Origin of the sequence: Vibrio sp. A1-b2 (genome assembly GCF_021726015.1) — a bacterium.
GTDB classification, from domain to species: Bacteria; Pseudomonadota; Gammaproteobacteria; order Enterobacterales; family Vibrionaceae; genus Vibrio; species Vibrio diazotrophicus.
The window spans coordinates 233,206-255,411 of sequence record NZ_JAKKCI010000005.1 but is presented as its reverse complement, the minus strand read 5'-3'; the positions used below and the strand labels follow the sequence as shown (position 1 = coordinate 255,411).

Below are 22,206 nucleotides of genomic sequence, written 5' to 3'. Positions count from 1 at the left end.
TAAGTGTCCTAAAGGGTTGTTCGAGACTAGAACGTTGATAGGCAGGGTGTGTAAGTGCTGTGAGGCATTGAGCTAACCTGTACTAATTGCCCGTGAGGCTTAACCATACAACACCCAAGGGGTTTTGATTGGGCTCAAAGCAAGAACAGAATTGAATGTGTAGAGAACATTAACAGCTTTCCGAATTTTAAAATTTTGCTTGGCGACCATAGCGATTTGGACCCACCTGATTCCATGCCGAACTCAGAAGTGAAACGAATTAGCGCCGATGGTAGTGTGGGGTCTCCCCATGTGAGAGTAGGACATCGCCAGGCTTTTATTTAAAAAGAGCCCGTCTAACGACGGGCTTTTTTAGTCTTATAAGACACAGCTTCTTGCTGATATGGCTCAGTCGGTAGAGCGCATCCTTGGTAAGGATGAGGTCCCCAGTTCGATTCTGGGTATCAGCACCATGCATTCGACACGCACTGTAAGTTTGTCTTCATCTTTGAAAAAGATGAAAGTCAAAAGCGGTCAAAAAATTTGCTTAGTGACCATAGCATTGTGGACCCACCTGATTCCATGCCGAACTCAGAAGTGAAACACAATAGCGCCGATGGTAGTGTGGGGTCTCCCCATGTGAGAGTAGGACATCGCTAGGCTTTATTTCCAAGCCCCTTTGTAATACAGGGGCTTTTTCATATCCATTATTCGAATTGTTCGTTATTTCTTCTCATTCAGTTTCCAGTCGTACTCATATTTTATTTTCCCTTCAAAATGGGCTATTCCCTTTCGGTATTTGCTCAGATGATCAAATAATTGAGTTCTGCTACCAAAATCTTCCGCAAACCAATCATAAATAGAAGAAAGGGTCAGATGACCATCTCGATACGAAACACCTTTATGACTATTGATGAAATCACGAGCTGCTTTTTCTAACAGAAGCTCGGTATTTTCCGCGGTGAATGCTTTCGGTTGCAGGTTAGGGCATCCTAGGCTGGCACAATTGATTGCATAATGTGTTCTCGGGTCACCCCAAATAGGCCTTAAAATTCGATGCTCTATATCATTGAGCGTTAAAGGCTTTCCTGCCACATTTGCGATTTCATCATCCCATGGACCAAAACCAAACCAACTCCCGATTTTGGTGATTGAGGCTACAGGGTAATTATCCAATATGAGTTGTACTGTGAGTGCGTTATAGAAGTTTACCCAATATGCATACTGTTCTTTTTTGTTCAGTTCTCTTGGATCAGTATTCGATAAATCAGATAAATATTGCGTGAGCTTCTCTTTATCGGATGGCGTGACTTGGGCGTATTTAATCAAGGTGTATTCACCCTGAGAGATAAGATAAATGTCTAGGATGGCTTGCCATTTGTGGTGAGATAGTGAAGTACTGCTTTGTTGATTGCTGACATCCCAATAAGGCCATAAATCGGATTTAGGTGCCGAAAACGAAAGTGGTGAGAACAGCATAAGTGCATACGCAAGGAGTCTTTTCATAAACAGTGTCAGTTAAATGGTATGTAGACAATAAGACCAAGGTTACTACGCTTTTATTTCAGCGATAAAAAAGGGTTGCTTGTCTGCAACCCTATATTCATTTCGCTATCTTAAGAATGAAGGAATTTTCGCTTCATACTCTGCAATTTTAGCTTCGTGTTGCAGAGTCAGACCAATGTTGTCTAGGCCATTTAGCAAACAGTGGCGACGGAATTCATCGATTTCGAATCCATATTCTTTATCGTTTGCCGTTACGATCATTTTTTCCAGATCAACGGTAACCTGTGCACCTTCGTTTGCTTGAACATATTGGAAAATCTCATCAACTTCTTGCTCCGTTAAACGAACAGGAACCATTTGGTTGTTGATAGAGTTGCCATAGAAAATATCTGCAAAGCTTGGAGCGATCATCACCTGAATACCATAGTCAGCAAGCGCCCATGGTGCGTGTTCACGAGAAGAACCACAGCCGAAGTTCTCACGCGCTAGCAAAATACTTGCACCTTTGTAACGAGGTTGGTTCATGACGAAATCTGGATTTGGTTGCTCACCAGCATCATCAAGGAAGCGCCAGTCATGGAAAAGGTGCTTACCAAAACCAATGCGATTTACTTTTTGTAGAAACTGCTTAGGAATAATTGCATCTGTATCGACGTTCGCTGCATCTAGAGGAACAACTAAGCCTGTATGTTTTTGAAAACCTGCCATTTAAATTTCCTCTATCCTTAGTTGTTACGAATATCGACAAAGTGACCAGCAATCGCTGCTGCTGCTGCCATCGCTGGGCTAACTAGATGGGTTCTACCATCACGACCCTGACGCCCTTCAAAGTTACGGTTTGACGTTGATGCACAACGTTCACCAGCACCTAAACGGTCATTGTTCATCGCCAGACACATAGAACAACCTGGTAAACGCCACTCAAAACCAGCTTCGATGAAGATCTTGTCTAAGCCTTCAGCTTCTGCTTGAGCTTTTACCTGCTCAGATCCCGGAACGATTAGCGCCTGTACATGTGATGCGACTTTCTTACCTTTCGCAACGGCTGCTGCTGCACGCATATCTTCAATGCGAGAGTTAGTACAAGAACCGACAAAGACTTTATCGACTTTGTAATCCGACAGCATTTTGCCAGCTTCTAGGCCCATGTATGCCAAAGCTTTTTCAGCAGACACACGCTCGACAGGATCGCTAAACGATTCTGGTGAAGGAATAGGTGTATCAACCGCAATAACTTGACCTGGGTTGGTTCCCCAAGTGACTTGAGGACGAATACTTGCTGCATCTAGCGTTACAACCGCGTCGAATTTCGCATCTTCGTCTGTTTTCAGTGTTTGCCAGTATTCAACCGCTGCATCCCAATCCGTACCTGTTGGAGCAAACTTACGGCCTTTGATGTAATCAAACGTTGTTTGGTCAGGAGCAATCAAACCGGCTTTTGCACCTAGTTCGATAGCCATGTTACATACCGTCATACGACCTTCCATAGAAAGATCGCGTATCGCTTCACCGCTGAACTCTACTACGTAGCCTGTACCGCCCGCTGCCGTCGTTTTGCCGATAATCGCTAGAACGATATCTTTTGCTGTAATTCCCGGAGCGACTTTGCCTTTGACTTCAATTTTCATGGTTTTAGCGCGAGCTTGTTTTAGCGTTTGAGTTGCCATTACGTGCTCAACTTCAGAAGTACCGATGCCAAATGCCAAAGAACCAAATGCGCCGTGCGTAGCTGTGTGAGAGTCACCACAAACAATAGTCATACCAGGAAGCGTAATGCCTAACTCTGGGCCCATTACGTGAACAATACCTTGATATTTATGGTTAATGTCATAAAGGGTAACGCCAAACTCTTCGCAGTTTTTCGCTAGGGTTTGCATCTGGATTCGAGCCATTTCGCCCGATGCATTGATGTCTTTCGTTGTGGTTGAAACGTTGTGATCCATGGTTGCGAAGGTTTTGCTTACTTGGCGCAGTTTGCGTCCTTTCTCACGTAAGCCATCAAACGCTTGAGGTGAAGTTACCTCATGAACCAAGTGACGGTCGATGTATAAAATTGGGTTTTCGCCTTCCGCGGCAACTACGACGTGGGCGTCGTAGACTTTTTCATATAATGTTTTGCCCATGTGTTTGCTTCCTTGTCTCGCTCTCCTTGAGTAGCCAATGACTGGTAAATCGGTCATTGGCTGGCGAGAGTACTAATTATTATGAATTAAGAATGTATTCTGCGATTTTGTCGCCCATTTGCGAGGTGGTCAGCGCTGGCTTGCTACCCGATAGATCCGCCGTTAATTCGCCAGCTGATAGTGCTTTGCCTACCGCGGCTTCAATATCTTGTGCAGCGGCTTCTTCACCTAAGCTGTAACGAAGCATGAGTGCCGCAGAAAGGATTTGCGCGACAGGGTTAGCAATGTTTTTACCTGCAATATCAGGAGCACTGCCGCCCGCTGGTTCATACAGACCAAACTTACTTTCATTCATACTTGCAGAAGGAAGCATGCCCATTGAGCCAGTGATCATGGCACATTCATCAGAAAGGATGTCGCCGAAGATGTTTGAACATAGCATGACGTCAAACTGAGAAGGGTCTTTGATCAACTGCATAGTCGCGTTATCAATATACATATGTGATAACTCAACATCTGGGTAATCTTTGGCAATTTCAGTGACGACTTCGCGCCATAGAATCGAGCTTTGAAGTACGTTTGCTTTATCGATAGAACAGACTTTCTTACGGCGTAGACGAGCTGATTCAAAGGCAATTTTAGCGATACGCTCAATTTCAAAACGATGGTAAACCTCAGTATCAAACGCTTTCTCGTTAGCGCCTTCACCTTCTCGACCTTTTGGTTGACCAAAGTAAATGCCGCCAGTTAATTCACGCACAACGACAATATCAAAACCGCGAGCAGAAATGTCAGCACGCAGAGGTGAGAACGCTTCTAGCCCTTTGTGGATCTGTGCAGGTCGCAAGTTACAGAACAATTGGAAATGTTTACGTAGAGGTAGAAGTGCGCCACGCTCAGGTTGTTCATTAGGTGGAAGATGTTCCCATTTAGGACCGCCAACAGAACCGAACAAAACTGCATCGGATTCTTCACAAGCGCGAAGTGTGCTGTCAGGAAGTGGGCAGCCGTGGTTGTCAATCGCAATACCACCTACGTCATGTTCTTCACGCACGAAAGTTAACTTGTGTTTTTGTTCAATAGCATCAAGTACTTTGTGTGCTTGTTGCATTACTTCTGGGCCGATGCCGTCACCTGGTAATACGGCAATCTTATACGTTTTGTCTGTCATGCGAGTCCTTCACTAATTTTGATAATATTCGTTCAATGTTGTGTTTGCGTTACGTCCTTCCAACTGAAGTTACAGAAGTGGTGTCTGGGTTCATTCTACACTCTGCAACTCCAAGTTTTCTGGAGGCTATGTTATTTAAACGCCAGCAATTACTTTCTTCTTCTGTTTTATTTCTTCAATTTGGTTTGCGCGATGAATGCTGTTGATAACATGCAATAGCGCTTGACCAGAGGCTTCAACGATATCCGTAGATACGCCAGTGCCGTGGTACTTGCGTCCTTTGTAGTTGGCAATGATGTCTGCCTGACCTAAACCATCTTCGCCTTCGCCTTTTGCGGTTAAGTCGAATTTGTCTAGCACGATGTCATAGCCAGTTACGCGGTAGATACATTGATATAAAGCATCTACTGGACCATTACCGACTGCCGCTTCACATTTCTCTTCGTCACCACAAAGCATTTTGACGCTGGTTGTCGCCATAACACTACCAGATTGAACACTCAAATAGTTCAACTTGTAGTAATCATCTTCATCGCGAAGATTTGAGAAGTGCATTAATGCTTCCAAATCATAGTCGAACACTTGGCCTTTACGGTCAGCAAGCTTCAAGAAGTCTTCGTATAGCGCATTTAGGTTGTATTCGTTTTCGTTGTAACCCATGGAGTCCATATGACTTTTCACAGCAGCACGACCACTACGACTGGTTAGGTTAAGCGCTTGGTTTTTCAAGCCAATAGACTCTGGCGTCATGATTTCGTAGGTGTTCTTGTTTTTCAACATACCATCTTGGTGAATGCCTGAAGAGTGGCTGAATGCGTTTGCACCAACAATCGCTTTATTGCTTTGAATCGGCATATTGCATAGTTGGCTGACCAACTTGCTGGTACGGTGAATCTCTTCGTGCTTGATGCCAGTGTGAACTCCCAATAGCTCTTGACGAGTTTTGATGATCATGGCGATTTCTTCTAGGGCACAGTTACCGGCACGTTCACCGATACCATTAATCGTGCCTTCGATCTGGCGAGCACCAGCTTGGACTGCTGCAATGGAGTTCGCCACAGACATGCCCAAGTCATCGTGACAGTGAACAGAAATGATCGCTTTATCAATGTTTGGCACACGGTTAAATAGGGTTTGGATGATGCCACCAAATTCACTTGGCACTGTGTAACCGACAGTGTCTGGAATATTGATAGTACGAGCACCAGCATTGATAGCAGCTTCAACCATACGGCATAGGTTGTCGATTGGTGTACGACCTGCATCTTCACAAGAAAATTCGACATCATCAGTATATTGGCGAGCATGTTTAACCGCTTTCACCGCCATTTCTACTACATCGTCATAACTACGACGAAGCTTGTCTTGAACGTGAATGGTCGATGTTGCCAAGAAAGTGTGGATTCGGAACTGTTCAGCCACTTTTAACGCTTCAGCAGCCGCATCTATATCTTTCGCAACGGCACGTGAAAGAGCACAGATGCGGCTATTTTTGATATTTTTCGCAATAGTTTGTACAGATTCGAAATCACCCGGTGAGGAAACAGGGAAGCCCGCTTCGATCACGTCAACACCTAAGCGTTCCAGTGCGTAAGCGATTTGCAGCTTCTCTTTTACCGTTAGGCTTGCTGACAACGCCTGTTCACCGTCGCGCAAAGTTGTATCGAATATGATGACCTGATCGTTCATGTTTGCTTCCTTACTCGAAGAGTTAATCGTTTACTTCCTGAATTTAGTTATAAAAAAACCCGCATCGTGTGCGGGTTCTTGTAAATCTGTTGTGGTGTCTTCCGTCCACTCATTACCCGCGCGATTGATTCACGATAAGGAGCAGGTTCAGGAGTAGAGAAGAACGAATTGTCATTATTAACATCCACAAATTTGAATTAACAAATTAGTACCGTACTCAACCGAGCGCGTCAACCCTAAAGTTGTTTTTTTGTTCATATCGGAGCAGTTACTTCGTCAACAAGGTAAAAATCAGCAGTTTGTTGTTGAAAGCATGTCGCCAATGTAGCCCTTTTGAGCCTGAGTGTAAGGCTAAGGTAAACAAATTTATTGCTGTACTACGACTAACTGTCATCCATTTACAAACAAACAGTCACGGATTTGCAATCTATTGCTTTTAGCTTGGAGGTAGGAACATTTCTATTTGAAGCATTTTCAATTGAAAGTAAGGGGATGCCATGAAAACCATCAAGCCCATTGCAAAGTTTGATTTAGCTTTTTCGATGCTTTGCCTGCAGCATAGATTCAATCAGCCAGTCGCGAGGATCAGTAAAGCGGTCTCTCATACCGGAGATGGACATTTATATGCTCTATTTGGTGTATTAGCTTGGGCGATTGGTGGTAGCCATGGCTCAAATTTCTTAGCGGCGGGTTTAGTGGCGTTTGCTATCGAATTACCGCTGTATTGGCTGCTAAAAAACAGCTTCCAACGCCGACGTCCTCAAGAACTCTCGCCGGTATTAACTGCTTTTATTACTCCTTCTGATCGTTATAGCTTGCCTTCAGGCCATACTGCTGCGGCATTTGTGATGGCGACCTTGATAGGTCAGTTCTATCCAGATGGTTATGAAGTTGCCTTTATGTGGGCGGCACTCATTGGCAGTGCGAGAATTTTGCTTGGCGTCCATTTTTTAACGGATGTGATTATTGGCGCCATTCTTGGAGCTAGCTGTGCAACGATTTCAATGCAGTTGTTGGAGATGAATTTTTGAAGATTCTGTATGGTGTTCAAGGTACCGGAAATGGGCATATCGCTCGCGCTCGGGCAATGAGTGAAGCTTTCAAACATACTGACGCGAAAGTCGATTTTTTGTTTTCTGGTCGCGAAGCGCAAAAGTTTTTCTCTATGGAGAGTTTCGGCAACTACCAAGTTCGTCGTGGTTTAACCTTTGTGTTTGAACAAGGACGGGTAAACTATCTCCAAACAGCGCTGAACAATAGCCCTATGCAATTAATGAATGAAATCCGTACATTGGATCTATCGGGTTATGATCTGATTCTGAATGATTTTGAACCCGTGTCTGCATGGGCAGCGAAACGGCAGAAGAAAGATGTGATTGGTATCAGCCATCAAAATGCATTTCGCTACCCAGTACCGTTAAAAGGTGCAAGCTGGCTAGATAAGCAGATCATGCAGCGTTTTGCGCCAGCAAACTATAACTTAGGTCTACATTGGTATCATTTTGACCAACCGATACTGCCACCGATTGTTCATACCACAGCGCAAGACATGCTCAACCAAGACTTCATTTTGGTTTACCTGCCTTTTGAAGATGTTGACCAAGTGTGTGAACTGTTATTCCGCTTCGTGAACAAATCTTTCATCTGTTATCACCCTCAAGTTATTGAGCCGGAGACGGTGGAAAATGTCGAGTTAAGACCTTTATGCCACAGCAGTTTTCAATACCATCTTCATCGCTGTGATGGTGTGATTGCCAATGGAGGTTTTGAGCTGCCTTCTGAAGCTCTTACATTAGGTAAAAAACTGCTATTGAAGCCTTTGATTGGCCAGTTTGAACAGCAGAGTAATGTCGCTACTTTGGAAACGCTAGGTCTGGCGTCTGCTATGGATTTTCTAGACGTATCGGCTGTGAGTAAATGGCTAGATGAAAAACAGGCTGAAAGGGTCATTTACCCGAATGTTGCCCAAGCAATTGTTGAATGGGTTTTGCAAGGTAATTGGGCTAATCAACAAGCTTTGTGTGATGGTTTATGGCAACAAGTTGATTTTCCAAGTTATGCCTCGGTTAATTAATACCTAGCCGCTAGATATTAAAATTAAAAATTGCAGCGAATACGCTGCAATTTTTAATTCTCGGTACTGTATTTATCCAAATGATTGGAATTAAATATAGTTAATATCAATGTTTTTATATTTAATATCCTCTCGTTCAGACGTCGGTTTTTATCTTTTTTTATACTTACGAGAGAGCTTGATAAAGCTCGTGTTTTGTAGGTTTATTCCTCTTTTTGGCATCAAAAAATCTGACTTTTCCTTAATGCTATTGCTATTCGGCAAACGAATGAATCATAGTTGAGCCAGCTTGAAAATATCCAAACAACCAATAATAAAAGTACAGGTTATCTATTCGCTTACGAATGTTTGATATTTGATTGGGTAGATTAATTTAGAGGTATAGCGAATGTTAGATAAAAACGGCGGCATGGGAGCCATTTCTAGTTATCGTATGGAAAGCGTTTTACGTGGTGTCGATTTAAACCTACTGACGGTTTTTGATGCTGTAATGCAAGAGCAAAATATTACTCGTGCAGCTCATAATCTTGGTATGTCGCAGCCTGCGGTAAGTAATGCGGTTGCTCGTCTTAAAGTGATGTTTAATGACGAACTGTTCATGCGCCAAGGTCGCGGTATTCAGCCTACACAACGTGCTCGTCAGTTGTTTGGTCCAATTCGCCAAGCTCTTCAACTTATCCGTAATGAGTTACCAAGTTCTGTATTTGCGCCAGAAACATCAAGTCGCTTATTCAAACTGGCTATTTGCAGCCCGTGTGATATTCGTTTTGCACCGAAGATCATGGAAACCATTCATGAAATCGCGCCAAGTATTCAATTGCACTTAGACGCAGAATTTGACCGCATGTTGGCGGAGCGTATGCGTTATCAAGACACTGATTTTGTTATCGACTATGCGCATTTCGATGGTCAGGGGTTCTCAAGCACAGAGCTTTTCCAAGATGAGTTAGTGGTTGTCGCAGCAAAATCTCACCCACGCATTCAAGGTCGAGTCACTCGCGATGAACTGATGCAAGAGAAGCACGCTAAACTATCAAAAATCCACGGCCAACGTAGTTTTTCAGAGCAGGCTTATCAAGAGCTATACTGCTCTTCAAGTTACGAAGGCACGAGTTTAAGCAACGTATTGTACGTGGTTGGTCAGTCTGAGCTTGTCACTGTTGCTCCGCGCTGGATGGTAGAAAACGTTGCAAATGCTGACATGCTACAAATCCTAGATTTTCCGTTTGATAACGCAAAAATCAGTGGCTACTTAAGCTGGCATGAGTCGAGTGAAAAAGACCGTGGTCACATTTGGTTACGAGACCAATTGATGATGATTTGCCGCGAAGTGATTGCTCGCAAATAAGACGTGATTGCACGTTAACTATTTAAAACAGGACGTTAAGAAAAGCCTTGGGAGGGGAGACCAACTCAAGGCTTTTTTATTGTTCGTTATGTCTAAAATTATCCATAAGTTTGATGTTTGTCAGTTGCCTTTTGTAGTTCAATCGGTACACTTGTGCGCTCGATTAAGCTTACAGGTGTAAGCTATAGGTAGATAGATGACTAATTTAGATTTTCATATCGTTAAACGTATTCGTGAGCAAGTCTCTCACAACGGTGATCGTAGTGCCCTGAAACACAAACTAGGGGATGCATGGAAAAGCATTAGTTGGACGCAATTTGGGCAGCAGATGGATGCGTTATCGTTAGCGCTTCTTTCTCAACATATTGGCGTTCAGGATAAGGTTGGTATTTTCTCCAACAATATTCCTCAATGGACCATTGCGGATTTTGCAGCATTGCAATTGAGAGCGGTGACTGTCCCTATTTACCCGACCAATACCGCCGATCAGTCTGCTTACATCTTACAAGATGCAGATGTCAAAATTCTCTTTGTTGGTGAGCAGCCACAATACGATATCGCTTTAGACATTTTCGAACAATGTGAACAACTTCAGCTTGTCGTTGCTATGGACGACAGCATTGACCTGAAAGGTTTTGAACATGCCATTCGTTGGTCACAATTTATCGCGATGGGGCAAGAGTCTGATCGTGAAGAGCTGGAAACTCGCGTTGCTCAAGCCAATTTTGAAGATCTGATTACCTTAATCTATACCTCTGGTACAACCGGTCAGCCAAAAGGTGTCATGCTTGATTACCGTAATATCGGTTCACAGTTAGAGGGACACGATCAGCGTCTTAACTTAACTCAAGACGATGTTTCCTTGTGTTTCCTTCCGCTTTCTCACGTGTTTGAGCGAGCTTGGACTTTCTACGTGCTTTATAAAGGTGCGACCAACTGTTACCTGCATGATGTTTCTCACGTTCGTGAAGCATTGAGTGAAGTTCGTCCGACAGTAATGTGTGCGGTTCCTCGTTTCTACGAGAAGATTTTCTCTGCTATCCATGAAAAAGTGGCTAGAGCTTCTTTCATTCGCAAAGTGATGTTTACTTGGTCTGTGAACATGGGCGCGAAGATGGCGGTATGTCATCAAGAGCACCGTAAACCGTCTTGGTTGCTTACTCAATGCTACGGCATCGCGGATAAAGCGGTTCTGTCTAAATTGAGAGGATTATTAGGCGGGCGCATCAATTTTATGCCATGTGGTGGAGCGAAGTTAGATGAAACCATTGGCCGATTTTTCCATGCCATCGGAATCAATGTAAAACTTGGCTACGGTATGACCGAAACAACCGCGACGGTTTCTTGTTGGGATGACAAATGCTTCAATCCTGATTCTATTGGTCTGTCTATGCCTGGGGCTCAGGTTAAGATTGGCGAAAACAACGAAATTTTAGTTCGTGGTCCAATGGTGATGCGCGGCTACTACAAAATGCCAGAAGAGACAGCGAAGACATTTGATGAACACGGCTTCTTAAAAACTGGCGATGCTGGTCATATCGATGAGCATGGCAACCTGTTTATTACCGATCGCATCAAAGAACTAATGAAAACTTCAGGTGGTAAATATATTGCTCCTCAGGTTATTGAAGGCGCGATCGGTAAAGATCACTTCATCGAACAAATTGCCGTTATTGCAGATACACGTAAATTTGTGTCGGCGCTGATTGTTCCTTGTTTTGATGCGTTAGAAGAACATGCTAAAGAGCTGAATATCAAATATCACGACCGTTTGGAACTGCTAAAAAACAGTGAAGTGTTAGAGATGTTTGAAAAACGTATTAATGAACTTCAACATGGTTTAGCGAAGTTTGAACAGGTGAAAAAATTCAAGCTGCTACCTAAAGCATTCTCTATGGATGAAGGTGAGTTAACTCCGACGCAAAAGCTGCGCCGTAAGGTGATCAACTCTCGATATCAAGATGAGATTGAAGAGATGTATCAGGAAAAGAAAAAGTAGTTATTGCTACCGTTTTTTAAACACTGATAATAAACATCGATCCCCAGTGAGATTTTCTCTTACTGGGGATTTTTTATATGTGGCAGAAAGAGGAGGGTAGCGCAGCGCAGTTTATTGCCCAACACCTGTTAATATTTTGTTCCGTTTTTTATGGTCGTTATAACACTATCCTCTGTGTCGGTGCTTTGCGGTAATCGTTGATACTTGTTGAATAAGCTTCTGCAATATATCGCCGAGATTGCATCAAATTAGTGGTTAGACCTAATGCTAAGAAAGGGTTAAAGTTGTTGCGTTACCTTAGCTTTTGTTATGACAAAAGCGGGACATAGCTGAAAGCGGAAAGTTTTCGAATTAGGCTACGAATAAGCCCTAGACTATGTATAACCAGACCAATTAACCGACCGCGTTAATCGGATTCTGGTAAGGAGAAAATATGGCAATGTTATCCGGCGCAGAGATGGTCGTTCAGTCTCTGATCGAAGAAGGCGTAGAACAAATTTTTGGCTACCCAGGTGGTTCCGTTCTTGATATCTACGACGCCCTCCACGAAAAAACCGAAAAAATAAAGCATGTTCTTGTTCGTCATGAACAAGCTGCAACTCACATGGCTGACGGCTATGCACGTGCTACGGGTAAACCGGGTGTTGTGTTAGTGTGCTCTGGCCCTGGTGCAACAAATACAGTTACTGGCATCGCAACGGCATACATGGATTCGATCCCGATGATCGTAATCTCTGGTAACGTGGCAACCAATTTGATCGGTAATGATGCTTTCCAAGAGTGTGACATCGTTGGTGTTTCTCGCCCGATCGTTAAGCACAGCTTCTTAGTGAAGAAAGCGGAAGATATTCCAGAAACGATCAAGAAAGCGTTTTACATTGCATCGACTGGCCGCCCTGGTCCTGTGGTGATCGATCTACCTAAAGATGTAATGAATCCGCAGATTAAGCTTCCATACCATTACCCTGAATCGATTAAAATGCGTTCTTATAACCCGACGACTTCAGGTCACAAAGGGCAAATCAAGAAGGCGTTAAAAGCACTATTAGAAGCGAAAAAACCAGTGCTTTACGTGGGTGGTGGTGCATCTATCGCTGGTGCTCACGAACAAGTGCAGCAGCTAGCAGAAAAACTGAATTTGCCAGTCGTTAGCACCCTTATGGGGTTAGGCGTGTTCCCTGGAACACATAAGAATGCCCTAGGTATGCTGGGTATGCACGGTGTGTATGAAGCTAATATGGCTATGCACAATTCAGATTTGATCTTCGGTGTGGGTGTTCGTTTTGACGATCGAACTACCAACAATCTTGAGAAATATTGCCCGGATGCGAAGATCATGCACATCGATATTGATCCGTCTTCCATTTCCAAGAACGTTAAAGTTGATCTACCAATCGTAGGCTCAGCAGATCAGGTTTTGGAAACTATGCTCCAACTGCTTGGCGAGCAAGATGGCAGTAATGATGTAGAAGCCATTGATGAATGGTGGAGCGAAATTCAAGTGTGGCGCGATCGTAAATGTTTGTCTTACGAAACATCAAGCGAACGCATTAAGCCTCAACAAGTCATTGAAACCTTATTTAGACTGACCAATGGTGATGCGTATGTTGCATCAGACGTTGGCCAGCATCAGATGTTTGCAGCGCTTTACTATCCGTTTAATAAACCACGTCGTTGGATCAACTCAGGTGGCTTAGGCACTATGGGCTTTGGTCTACCAGCAGGTATGGGCGTTAAGTTTGCCATGCCACAAGAAGAAGTGGTGGTGGTAACAGGTGATGGCAGTATCCAGATGAATATTCAGGAGCTATCAACGGCGTTGCAATACGATATTCCGGTGAAAATCATTAACCTGAATAACCGTTTCCTAGGCATGGTAAAACAGTGGCAAGACATTATTTATCAAGGGCGACACTCTAACTCCTACATGAGTTCAGTACCGGATTTTGCAGCGATTGCAGAAGCTTATGGTCACGTTGGTATTCGCATCAACACACCTGATGAGCTAGAAGCAGGTCTGCAAAAAGCATTAGATATGAAAGACAGATTGGTTTTTGTTGATATCAATGTAGATGAAACTGAACACGTCTACCCAATGCAAATCAAAGGCGAGGGTATGGATAAAATGTGGTTGAGCAAAACGGAGAGAACCTAAGATGAGACACATTATTTCAATATTGATGGAAAACCAACCTGGTGCTTTGTCTCGCGTTGTTGGTCTGTTCTCTCAACGTGGCTACAACATAGAGAGTTTGAACGTATCTCCAACTGATGATGGCACTTTATCTCGTTTAAACTTGACCACGACCTCTACAGAAATGCAGCTTGAGCAGATTCAGAAACAACTGCATAAGCTGATTGATGTGCTGAAAGTTCAGGAAGTGACAGAGTGTGACCACATCGAACGTGAACTTATGCTTATTAAAGTGAAAGCGACAGGTTTCGCTCGCACCGAAGTTAACCGCACAACGGATATTTTCCGTGGTCAAATCGTCGATGTCACAGCATCTCAGTATACGGTTCAGCTTGCAGGAACCAGTGAAAAGCTTGATGCCTTTATTCAGGCAATGGCTGAAGTGACAGAGGTGGTTGAAGTCGCCCGTAGTGGCGTGGTTGGTATCGCACGTGGTGAGCGAGCATTACGTAGCTAATCCCCTCTCAATTTAGCAGCAGATCCATTAAATTAAAAAACCAGCCAATCGGCTGGTTTTTTCTTTTCTATCACTTAACCACAAGTTTCAGCTGGTGGTCCGTTTTAGTCACTGAAGGATTAGTGAAGGATACGTGCGCGAATAGTGCCTTCGATACCTTTTAGTTTATCCAGTGCTTCTAACGAGCGATCCGCTTCAACGTCAATAACCACATAACCGATGTTTCCGGTTGTTTGTAGGTACTGAGCAGCGATGTTGATGCCTTCTGATGCAAAAATGGTGTTAATTTGCGTCAAAATACCAGGGCGGTTTTCGTGAATGTGCAGCAGACGTGAACATTGACGATGCTCTGGTAGAGAAACTTCAGGGAAGTTAACACTTGAAAGCGTAGAACCGTTGTCTGAGTATTTCGCTAGCTTGCCTGCAACTTCAATACCGATATTCTCTTGTGCTTCCTGAGTTGAACCACCCACGTGAGGAGTCAGAATAACGTTATCAAATTTCATCAGCGGAGATTCAAACGCTTCTTTGTTTGAACCTGGCTCTGTTGGGAATACGTCGATAGCAGCACCTGCTAGGTGACCAGATTCCATCGCATCACATAGCGCAGGGATATCAACAACAGTGCCACGTGCTGCGTTAATGAAGATTGAACCTGGCTTCATGCGGTCAAATTCGTCTTTACCCATCATGTTCTTTGTTTCTGGTGTTTCAGGAACATGAAGAGAAATAACATCACATTTATTCAGTAGTTCGCTCATGGTGTGAATTTGAGTTGCATTACCCAGTGATAGCTTGTTTTCGATATCGTAGAAGTACACGCGCATACCTAAGTTTTCAGCGATGATACCTAGCTGAGTACCGATGTGGCCATAACCGATGATACCTAGAGCTTTACCACGAGCTTCGTATGAGTTATCTGCGCTCTTCTTCCAAATACCACGGTGCGCAAGTGCATTCTTTTCAGGGATGCCACGTAATAGAAGTAGGATTTCACCCAGAACAAGTTCTGCAACACTACGCGTGTTTGAGAATGGCGCGTTGAACACTGGAACACCGCGCACAGCAGCGGCATCAAGATCTACTTGGTTTGTACCAATACAGAAACAGCCAATCGCTACCAGTTTATCTGCAGCGTTAATCACTTTTTCTGTTAGGTTAGTACGGGAGCGAATACCAATGAAATGAACATCTTTGATAGCTTCAATCAATTGCTCTTCGTCTAGCGAACCCTTGTGGTATTCAATGTTGGTGTAGCCAGCAGCTTGCAGAACTTCTACCGAAGATGGGTGAAGTCCTTCAAGGAGTAGTATCTTAATTTTTTCTTTTTCCAGTGAAACTTTGGCCATTATTCTCGTCCTTAAAATGGAAAGGGAGGGATGATGCGTGAAACATCAAGCGAACTACACAATTATTAATCTAAATTAAAAAAGCAAACGTTTTCGTTGCGTTTGTTCTGACCATTAAGTTATCAAATTTTTTTGTGATTGGGTAAGAAAATTACGGAATAAGGAATAATTTTCTTAATGGAAAAGCAACAAAAACGGCACCAGAGGTGCCGTTTGTAATCAAATAACGAAAATTGTTCGATTTTTAGAATTATTCTTCGATTTTTGCGCCTTCAGGAGTACCTGTGATCACCACATCGGCTCCGCTAATAGCGAACAGACCGTTGGTTACAACACCTGCGATACCGTTAATTTTAGCTTCTAGGTCTTTAGCATGAGTAATGTGTAGTCCGTGAACGTCAAGAATAACGTTACCGTTATCGGTCACAACCCCTTGACGGTAAACTGGATCGCCGCCAAGTTTAACCAGTTCGCGAGCAACGTATGAACGAGCCATCGGGATTACTTCAACTGGAAGTGGGAATGTACCTAGTACATCAACGGCTTTGGTACCATCAACGATACAAACAAATTTATCTGCAATAGCGGCAACAATTTTTTCACGAGTCAGTGCAGCGCCACCACCTTTGATCATCTCACGTTGAGAGTTGATTTCATCAGCACCATCAACATAGATATCTAGGCTCATAACATCGTTACAATCGAAGACTTCAATGCCTAAACCTTTAAGCTTCTCAGTTGAAGCGATAGAGCTTGATACGGCACCTTTAATATCATCTTTGATTGAACCCAAAGCATCGATGAAGTGATTCACTGTTGAACCAGTACCAACGCCGACAATGCTGCCTTTTTCTACATATTTAAGTGCAGCCCAACCGGCAGCTTTTTTCATTTCATCTTGAGTCATGCCCATCTCCTGAGACGATTTTTTGCGAAAACTTGATTTCTAAGTGAAAGCTGTATGTTTTATATAAACGTTAGCGTGCGCGGGATTATATACGCAAAAGATTGAGAGATGTACTTCGGTTTCTGAATAATTGAAGTTATACCCTTCCTACTTGAAGCTGCAGGGGTGTTGGCTACGTTCGTTCACCCCAATCACATAGTTATCTATGCTCATGGGGATTCACTCACTTGCCGCCTACCTGCAACTTCAAGTAGTTTGGGTATACGTCACTTCAGTGATGTTTGGTCTTGTAAGTTGTAAATAAGGAGTTTACCAATGCCAAATTTGGCTAGGAGTAACAATTTTTGGCAGAGGAACATCCCACTCTTCTGTAGGCAGTTGCTCTACATGTTGGCAATCATGGGCCAAACCTAATGGAGAAGCACCTTTACCTGTAGTAAACCAAGGTTCGAGAGTTCGGTCGTAATAGCCTCCGCCCATGCCTAATCGATGACCTTGAGAGTCAAAAGCAACTAATGGCGTACAGATGAGATCCAGTTCTTTGACCGGACAAACTAGGGTTTGATTGAGTTTAGGCTCAAGTATTCCAAATTTGTTGTAAGTCATCGGTGTCTCAGGCTGATAATGCAGAAACAGTAAATGACCAGCAGAAAAAGGGTGCAAGACAGGCAGGTAAATACTTTTACCTTGTGACCAAAGCCATTCAATTAACGGTTGGGTATCCAGTTCACCATCGGTTGAGAGATAGAGAGCAATCCTCTGGCATGTTTGCATTTCTGGCAGAGTGGAAAAACGCTCAATAAGATCTTGGCTTGCCTGAAACTGAACATCACTGGCAAGTTGATTACGTTTTTCGCGGATAAGTGTTCTTAGTTCTTGTCGTGAATACAACATTAGGGAACCCCAGAGTGCCGTTGTAGATTGTGGCCCTTGAACCAGCTAGTTCAAGGCGGATCAGCAATGGTAACCGTAGGCTTCTCGGTACGAGCCAAGCTTGCTCAATAGCTACTAAGTACTAATCCTTGGGTATTGCTTATCGGCTCGGGGACTTAAATCCACTGACAAACACCCCAGGGTAAATACTTTTGATGGCGGACGTCTAGATTCGTTCCAGTGTCACCTTATTGAGAGCTTCTTCTAGAGAAACGGTGAGCTTTTCCATGCGTTCACTGATTTCTTGCTGTTGACCATTGTTTTGCTGCTGATAAGTTTGCAACTCATAGCAAATGTTCAACGCCGCAATAGTTAAGAGCTTCACTTCATTAGTTACTTTTGTGCGGTCAGCCATTTCTTTTAATCGTCGGTCTAGATCTTGGGCTGCACTAATCAGAGAGTCTTCCTGACCCGCTGGGCAATTTACCCGTGTCATTTTACCTAAAATTTCAACGTCAACCGCTTGATTACTCATGATAAATGAACTCTATTCATATCGCCAAAGATGATACTTCTCAAGTGATCATCGTGGGGGAAACTATAGGTAAAGCGCTCTCAAGATTCAAGCTTTTCCCGATTATCTATCAAAAATGAGTAACGAAAACTCAGTTCTTAGTCAATTTGCGTAAAAGCTAGCCACAATTGGTAACTTGAGCGTTTTCGCATGAGTGTTGAAGTGGTAGGATTGGGCTTATTTTTCTAATTATGAGCCCGTTATGAGCGACATTACATTTCCGACTTACGACATTTTATCTGGCGAGCTGAAATCAGCTTCGTTAGGCATAAATCCCGCTGAGCTGCACGGTTTATTGACTGGCATGTTAGCTGGTGGATTAAGTTTGAAAGATGATAGCTGGCAGCCTTTGATTTTCGACTACACAAACGATGGTATGGGCTGGCCTATTAAAGCGCTTGAAATGGCAAAACAGCTTTTATTGGCAACCAATGCTGAGTTGACGGACACCACTTTAGAGTTGAGCCTTGTTCTTCCGGTTGGTGATGGCCCAGAAGCGCTGTTTGATTTTGCAGATGGAGTGGCAGATTGGGTAAACCACTTTATTTCAGGTTTGGGTTTAGCTGGTGCTTCTCTGAACAAAGCGTCATCAGATGCAAAAGAAGCGTTAGAAGACCTTGAAGAAATTACCAAGCTAGGCATTGATGAAGACGATGATCTGGAAGAGCAAGCGCACCTATTAGAACAGGTACTGGAGCACGTTAAAGCTTGTGCTCTGCTTCTGCATGCTGAGCTAGGGATTAAACCAGAGCAAGACAAAGCACCGACCATTCACTAAGGACAAGGACTGTGAGCCAAGTAAAATCGTTTGATGTGATTATTGCTGGTGGTGCTATGGCTGGAGCGACGCTGGCTCTGGCATTGCATCAATTGAGCCAAGGACGCTTATCTGTTGCGGTTGTTGAGCCGTATCAAACCGATCATCAGCAACATCCCGGTTTTGATGCTCGTTCTATTGCTCTGTCTTATGGAACCGTCCAAATCTTGCAACGCTTTGGACTTTGGGAATCGCTTCAGTCTGTAGCCACACCTATCGAGCATATTCATGTCTCTGATCGTTCCCATGCCGGAATGACGGATATCACGAAAGAAGAAGTGGGTGTTAACGCATTAGGCTATGTGGTTGAGTTGGCTGATGTTGGACGAATCTATGCAGAGAAAATCGAGAAAACATCCAGCATTACTCTGTATTGCCCGCAAAGTATTCAAAGCATTGAGCGCAACATCAATAAAGTCACAGCGATTTTATCTAATGGTGAACAAATAGAAGCTAAGCTACTAGTAGCGGCTGATGGTGCGGTGTCCACTTGTTGTGAACAAGTGGGATTACCACTGCAAGAACACGATTTTGAACAGGTAGCCATCATTGCCAATGTGGTTGCGAGTGAAGCTCATCAAGGTCGTGCGTTTGAGCGATTTACCTCGCATGGTCCGATAGCGTTATTGCCTATGAGTGACAATCGAATGTCGTTAGTTTGGTGTTTACCGCCAGATCAAGCACAAGCTGTTATGGCTTATGATGACGATGTGTTCCTCAATCAATTACAAGCTGAGTTTGGTTGGCGTTTAGGTAAGCTTGAAAAAACGGGTGCAAGAAGCGCGTATCCGTTGTTATTGAGATATCGAGAACAAAATATTTCACATCGTTTTGCCATTGTGGGGAATGCCGCTCAATCACTTCATCCTATTGCTGGGCAAGGTTTTAATCTTGGTATCCGTGATGTTGCCAGTTTGGCTGAAGAGATTGTTCATGCTGAGGATGTGGGAAGTTACGCACTTTTGACAAAATTTAAGCGCAGACGTGACAACGACAGAGCGGCAACGATTACGCTAACTTCCAGTCTGGTTCACCTGTTTTCGAATGACTGGCTAACTCTGCGTATTGGAAGAAATTTAGGATTAGCAGTGATGGATAACATTCCGGTGCTAAAAACTCCGCTGTTACGCCGCACCTTGGGTGTGGTTAATCGATAAGGTACTCGAAAATGATGCGAAGTGTAGATATTGCAATTGTCGGTGGCGGAATGGTTGGCCTAGCTTTAGCTGCGGCCTTTAAGCATACCGATTTAAGAATTGCAGTGATTGAAGGAAATCTTCCTCATGAAGGTTTGGGTGAGCAACCTGATACCCGAGTGTCTGCTTTAAGCCGTTCAAGTGAAGTGATCCTAAGAAATTTAGGCGCGTGGCAAGGGATTACCATGCGACGAGTTTCGCCATATCAAGCTATGGAAGTGTGGGAACAAGACAGTTTTGCTCGAATAGAGTTTGATGCGAACAGCCTCACTCAACCTGATTTAGGTCATATCGTCGAAAACCGCGTCATTCAACTGGCATTACTTGACCAAGTGAAGCTGCAAGACAACGTTTCTCTATTTATGCCTGCAAGTTGTGAAAAAATGGCGATCGGAGAAAGCGAAGCGTGGCTAACCCTAAATAATGGACAGACACTTACGGCCAAGCTAGTCGTCGGCGCTGATGGCGCAAACTCTTGGGTTCGCAAGCAACAGGACATTCCATTAACTCATTGGGATTACGGACACAGTGCTGTCGTGGCGAATGTTCACACTCATAAGCCGCATCAGCAAGTGGCTCGTCAGGTATTCACACCGTTAGGTCCACTGGCTTTTCTGCCTCTTGGCGATCCGAATATGAGCTCTATTGTTTGGTCGACTGATCCAAACCGAGCTGAACAGTTGGTCGCTATGGGCGATAGTGAGTTTAATAAAACGCTGACCGCAGAATTCGATTCGAGACTTGGGCTGTGTAAAGTTGTCAGTGAACGAACCGCTTTTCCTTTAAAGATGCGCTATGCACGAGATTTCGTTGCAGAACGAGTGGCTTTAGTTGGCGATGCTGCGCACACTATTCATCCGCTGGCAGGCCAAGGCGTGAATCTAGGCTTCCTCGATGCCGCCAGTTTAGCGCAAGAGGTCATTGAGCTTTGGAATCGCGGTGAAGATATTGGTAGCAAGCGCAATCTACGCAGTTATGAGCGTTGGCGTAAGGCTGAAGCCGCAAAAATGATTGCAGCTATGCAAGGATTCAAGGACTTATTTGAAGGGAATAATCCAGCCAAGAAGTTGATCCGCGGTATAGGTATGCGTTTAGCGGGTCAGTTACCGGGTGCCAAAGATGAAATCATGAAGCGTGCGCTTGGATTAAAAGGCAACTTGCCTGATTTAGCCAAAGTAAATAACGCTCAACCTATGATTTAAAACTCTTTATGAGTCCGATAAGTCAGAAACGTTAAAGGGTTGGCAATTGCCAACCCTTCTTTAAATTTGATCAGAAACTCATTCGACTTAAGCGTACGCACAGCGCAATTTTTTGATTTCTAGATTCACTTCTTTCACGGTCTGAAAATGTCGATGCTCAGCGCGTTCTGGCAAAATCAACTTACCGTTATCAAATTCGAATGTTCCAATTCCGTAGATATAAATTCTTCCCTTAAAAAGACGACTAACATGTTTAGCAATCATTCCAGGCATGTAGCGCTTAAACAGTCTCATACTTCGATCCTTACGTTGTTCAGCACCTTAATTATATTAAAACCGTCATAAAGTAAGTGTGACTCCAATGGTGCTTTATGCAGTTTTTGCTGACGTATTTATATTAATGTGTGGTTCTATGCAAAATTTTGGATAAATATCCTTATTTGTGTGACCAGGACCTCAAATGAAAATTATCAATTGAACTCAAGATTTTCTGGCGTGCTTATTGAGCCAGATGAATGTGACACTAAAAAGAATAATCCAATTTACATTCCCTTATTCAATATAAATGCGAAATTCGTGCCAGCTTTAGGTAAAAAAGTGCCCGCAAAGATGTGCGGGCAAAAGTCACAGATGCATTACACAAAAAGTGGATGTCCTGAAACAATCAGTGGATTCACTTTTTTGTTGGTGAAGGGTACCCAGAATCACACATTCTGAATGAGCTTTAACCAACGGTTGGAGATTACTT

General features: G+C 43.6%; 19 protein-coding genes, 1 tRNA gene, 3 rRNA genes and 1 other RNA gene. 13 read left to right on the top strand and 11 right to left on the bottom strand.

Translation table 11 applies throughout. From position 1 onward, the window contains the following. From L3V23_RS13690 to rrf (L3V23_RS13675), 4 genes are all read left to right on the top strand, one after another. Positions 1 to 107, top strand: a 23S ribosomal RNA gene (locus tag L3V23_RS13690); the annotation flags it as partial. Between the two features lie 91 nt (positions 108 to 198). Further along, positions 199 to 314: ribosomal RNA gene (gene rrf, locus L3V23_RS13685) — 5S ribosomal RNA — on the top strand. Between the two features lie 62 nt (positions 315 to 376). Then, a tRNA-Thr gene (locus tag L3V23_RS13680) sits at positions 377 to 452 on the top strand. 73 nt (positions 453 to 525) lie between these two features. After that, positions 526 to 641, top strand: a 5S ribosomal RNA gene (gene rrf, locus L3V23_RS13675). Between the two features lie 61 nt (positions 642 to 702). Here the strand turns inward: rrf (L3V23_RS13675) and L3V23_RS13670 are convergent. The 5 genes from L3V23_RS13670 to leuA form a co-directional block, all read right to left on the bottom strand. Then, positions 703 to 1,485, bottom strand: a complete 783-nt coding sequence (locus tag L3V23_RS13670; RefSeq protein ID WP_102966169.1) for a DUF547 domain-containing protein — start codon at positions 1,483 to 1,485, stop codon at positions 703 to 705. 105 nt (positions 1,486 to 1,590) lie between these two features. Then, positions 1,591 to 2,193, bottom strand: coding sequence for a 3-isopropylmalate dehydratase small subunit (gene leuD / locus L3V23_RS13665; RefSeq protein ID WP_102964620.1), 603 nt, complete (start codon positions 2,191 to 2,193; stop codon positions 1,591 to 1,593). A gap of 17 nt (positions 2,194 to 2,210) precedes the next feature. Continuing rightward, on the bottom strand, positions 2,211 to 3,608 hold the full coding sequence (leuC, locus tag L3V23_RS13660) for a 3-isopropylmalate dehydratase large subunit (RefSeq protein ID WP_102964619.1): 1,398 nt from the start codon (positions 3,606 to 3,608) through the stop codon (positions 2,211 to 2,213). Between the two features lie 79 nt (positions 3,609 to 3,687). Further along, the gene (gene leuB / locus L3V23_RS13655; protein ID WP_102966170.1) at positions 3,688 to 4,779 is read right to left on the bottom strand and encodes a 3-isopropylmalate dehydrogenase; all 1,092 of its coding nucleotides are present in this window, start codon (positions 4,777 to 4,779) and stop codon (positions 3,688 to 3,690) included. Positions 4,780 to 4,914: 135 nt separating this feature from the next. Next, positions 4,915 to 6,468, bottom strand: coding sequence for a 2-isopropylmalate synthase (leuA, locus tag L3V23_RS13650; RefSeq protein ID WP_102954048.1), 1,554 nt, complete (start codon positions 6,466 to 6,468; stop codon positions 4,915 to 4,917). 497 nt (positions 6,469 to 6,965) lie between these two features. Between leuA and L3V23_RS13645 the strand changes: the two genes are divergently transcribed. The 6 genes from L3V23_RS13645 to ilvN all read left to right on the top strand — a co-directional run bounded on the left by L3V23_RS13645 (position 6,966) and on the right by ilvN (position 14,540). Next, positions 6,966 to 7,499 (top strand): phosphatase PAP2 family protein, encoded by a 534-nt coding sequence (locus L3V23_RS13645; protein ID WP_102954049.1) that lies wholly within the window; start codon positions 6,966 to 6,968, stop codon positions 7,497 to 7,499. After that, on the top strand, positions 7,496 to 8,542 hold the full coding sequence (locus L3V23_RS13640) for an MJ1255/VC2487 family glycosyltransferase (RefSeq protein WP_102966171.1): 1,047 nt from the start codon (positions 7,496 to 7,498) through the stop codon (positions 8,540 to 8,542). Before L3V23_RS13645 ends, L3V23_RS13640 begins: the two co-directional genes overlap by 4 nt. A gap of 388 nt (positions 8,543 to 8,930) precedes the next feature. Continuing rightward, positions 8,931 to 9,890 (top strand): transcriptional regulator LeuO, encoded by a 960-nt coding sequence (gene leuO, locus L3V23_RS13635; protein ID WP_102954051.1) that lies wholly within the window; start codon positions 8,931 to 8,933, stop codon positions 9,888 to 9,890. A 196-nt stretch (positions 9,891 to 10,086) separates the two neighbouring features. Beyond that, a complete protein-coding gene (locus L3V23_RS13630; RefSeq protein ID WP_102966172.1) occupies positions 10,087 to 11,889 on the top strand; it encodes a long-chain fatty acid--CoA ligase in 1,803 nt (600 codons plus the stop codon). A 433-nt stretch (positions 11,890 to 12,322) separates the two neighbouring features. Next, positions 12,323 to 14,044, top strand: coding sequence for an acetolactate synthase 3 large subunit (locus L3V23_RS13625; RefSeq protein ID WP_102966173.1), 1,722 nt, complete (start codon positions 12,323 to 12,325; stop codon positions 14,042 to 14,044). A 1-nt stretch (position 14,045) separates the two neighbouring features. Then, a complete protein-coding gene (ilvN, locus tag L3V23_RS13620) occupies positions 14,046 to 14,540 on the top strand; it encodes an acetolactate synthase small subunit (protein ID WP_042484685.1) in 495 nt (164 codons plus the stop codon). Between the two features lie 119 nt (positions 14,541 to 14,659). Here ilvN and serA read toward each other — a convergent pair whose 3' ends face one another. The 5 genes from serA to zapA all read right to left on the bottom strand — a co-directional run bounded on the left by serA (position 14,660) and on the right by zapA (position 18,204). After that, positions 14,660 to 15,889 (bottom strand): phosphoglycerate dehydrogenase, encoded by a 1,230-nt coding sequence (gene serA / locus L3V23_RS13615; protein ID WP_042484681.1) that lies wholly within the window; start codon positions 15,887 to 15,889, stop codon positions 14,660 to 14,662. Positions 15,890 to 16,139: 250 nt separating this feature from the next. Next, positions 16,140 to 16,796, bottom strand: a complete 657-nt coding sequence (gene rpiA / locus L3V23_RS13610; protein WP_102954054.1) for a ribose-5-phosphate isomerase RpiA — start codon at positions 16,794 to 16,796, stop codon at positions 16,140 to 16,142. 309 nt (positions 16,797 to 17,105) lie between these two features. Next, a complete protein-coding gene (locus L3V23_RS13605; RefSeq protein ID WP_237292417.1) occupies positions 17,106 to 17,690 on the bottom strand; it encodes a 5-formyltetrahydrofolate cyclo-ligase in 585 nt (194 codons plus the stop codon). A 2-nt stretch (positions 17,691 to 17,692) separates the two neighbouring features. After that, positions 17,693 to 17,876, bottom strand: a non-coding RNA gene (gene ssrS, locus L3V23_RS13600) — 6S RNA. 19 nt (positions 17,877 to 17,895) lie between these two features. Next, entirely contained in the window at positions 17,896 to 18,204 is a 309-nt protein-coding gene (gene zapA / locus L3V23_RS13595; RefSeq protein ID WP_042484675.1) for a cell division protein ZapA, read from the bottom strand. A gap of 241 nt (positions 18,205 to 18,445) precedes the next feature. Here zapA and L3V23_RS13590 point away from each other — a divergent pair, with 241 nt between their 5' ends. Genes L3V23_RS13590 through L3V23_RS13580 form a run of 3 tightly spaced genes read left to right on the top strand, consistent with a single transcriptional unit; the run spans position 18,446 to position 21,458 of the window. Further along, positions 18,446 to 19,021, top strand: coding sequence for a YecA family protein (locus L3V23_RS13590; protein WP_102964611.1), 576 nt, complete (start codon positions 18,446 to 18,448; stop codon positions 19,019 to 19,021). 11 nt (positions 19,022 to 19,032) lie between these two features. Further along, positions 19,033 to 20,217: a 2-octaprenyl-6-methoxyphenyl hydroxylase gene (gene ubiH, locus L3V23_RS13585; protein ID WP_102966175.1), complete on the top strand. Its 1,185-nt coding sequence runs from the start codon at positions 19,033 to 19,035 to the stop codon at positions 20,215 to 20,217. A gap of 11 nt (positions 20,218 to 20,228) precedes the next feature. Then, positions 20,229 to 21,458: an FAD-dependent 2-octaprenylphenol hydroxylase gene (locus L3V23_RS13580; protein ID WP_102966176.1), complete on the top strand. Its 1,230-nt coding sequence runs from the start codon at positions 20,229 to 20,231 to the stop codon at positions 21,456 to 21,458. Positions 21,459 to 21,545: 87 nt separating this feature from the next. Here the strand turns inward: L3V23_RS13580 and L3V23_RS13575 are convergent, their stop codons facing one another. Next, positions 21,546 to 21,752 carry a DUF1107 domain-containing protein gene (locus L3V23_RS13575; protein ID WP_042484665.1) on the bottom strand — a complete coding sequence of 69 codons (207 nt, stop codon included), beginning with the start codon at positions 21,750 to 21,752 and terminating at the stop codon, positions 21,546 to 21,548. Positions 21,753 to 22,206 lie beyond the last annotated feature (454 nt).

Coding starts and splice junctions, on each gene's coding strand:
- L3V23_RS13670 (WP_102966169.1), bottom strand. CDS start 1,485: ATGAAAAGACTCCTTGCGTATGCACTTATGCTGTTCTCACCACTTTCG.
- leuD (WP_102964620.1), bottom strand. CDS start 2,193: ATGGCAGGTTTTCAAAAACATACAGGCTTAGTTGTTCCTCTAGATGCA.
- leuC (WP_102964619.1), bottom strand. CDS start 3,608: ATGGGCAAAACATTATATGAAAAAGTCTACGACGCCCACGTCGTAGTT.
- leuB (WP_102966170.1), bottom strand. CDS start 4,779: ATGACAGACAAAACGTATAAGATTGCCGTATTACCAGGTGACGGCATC.
- leuA (WP_102954048.1), bottom strand. CDS start 6,468: ATGAACGATCAGGTCATCATATTCGATACAACTTTGCGCGACGGTGAA.
- L3V23_RS13645 (WP_102954049.1), top strand. CDS start 6,966: ATGAAAACCATCAAGCCCATTGCAAAGTTTGATTTAGCTTTTTCGATG.
- leuO (WP_102954051.1), top strand. CDS start 8,931: ATGTTAGATAAAAACGGCGGCATGGGAGCCATTTCTAGTTATCGTATG.
- L3V23_RS13630 (WP_102966172.1), top strand. CDS start 10,087: ATGACTAATTTAGATTTTCATATCGTTAAACGTATTCGTGAGCAAGTC.
- L3V23_RS13625 (WP_102966173.1), top strand. CDS start 12,323: ATGGCAATGTTATCCGGCGCAGAGATGGTCGTTCAGTCTCTGATCGAA.
- ilvN (WP_042484685.1), top strand. CDS start 14,046: ATGAGACACATTATTTCAATATTGATGGAAAACCAACCTGGTGCTTTG.
- serA (WP_042484681.1), bottom strand. CDS start 15,889: ATGGCCAAAGTTTCACTGGAAAAAGAAAAAATTAAGATACTACTCCTT.
- rpiA (WP_102954054.1), bottom strand. CDS start 16,796: ATGACTCAAGATGAAATGAAAAAAGCTGCCGGTTGGGCTGCACTTAAA.
- L3V23_RS13605 (WP_237292417.1), bottom strand. CDS start 17,690: ATGTTGTATTCACGACAAGAACTAAGAACACTTATCCGCGAAAAACGT.
- zapA (WP_042484675.1), bottom strand. CDS start 18,204: ATGAGTAATCAAGCGGTTGACGTTGAAATTTTAGGTAAAATGACACGG.
- L3V23_RS13590 (WP_102964611.1), top strand. CDS start 18,446: ATGAGCGACATTACATTTCCGACTTACGACATTTTATCTGGCGAGCTG.
- L3V23_RS13580 (WP_102966176.1), top strand. CDS start 20,229: ATGATGCGAAGTGTAGATATTGCAATTGTCGGTGGCGGAATGGTTGGC.
- L3V23_RS13575 (WP_042484665.1), bottom strand. CDS start 21,752: ATGAGACTGTTTAAGCGCTACATGCCTGGAATGATTGCTAAACATGTT.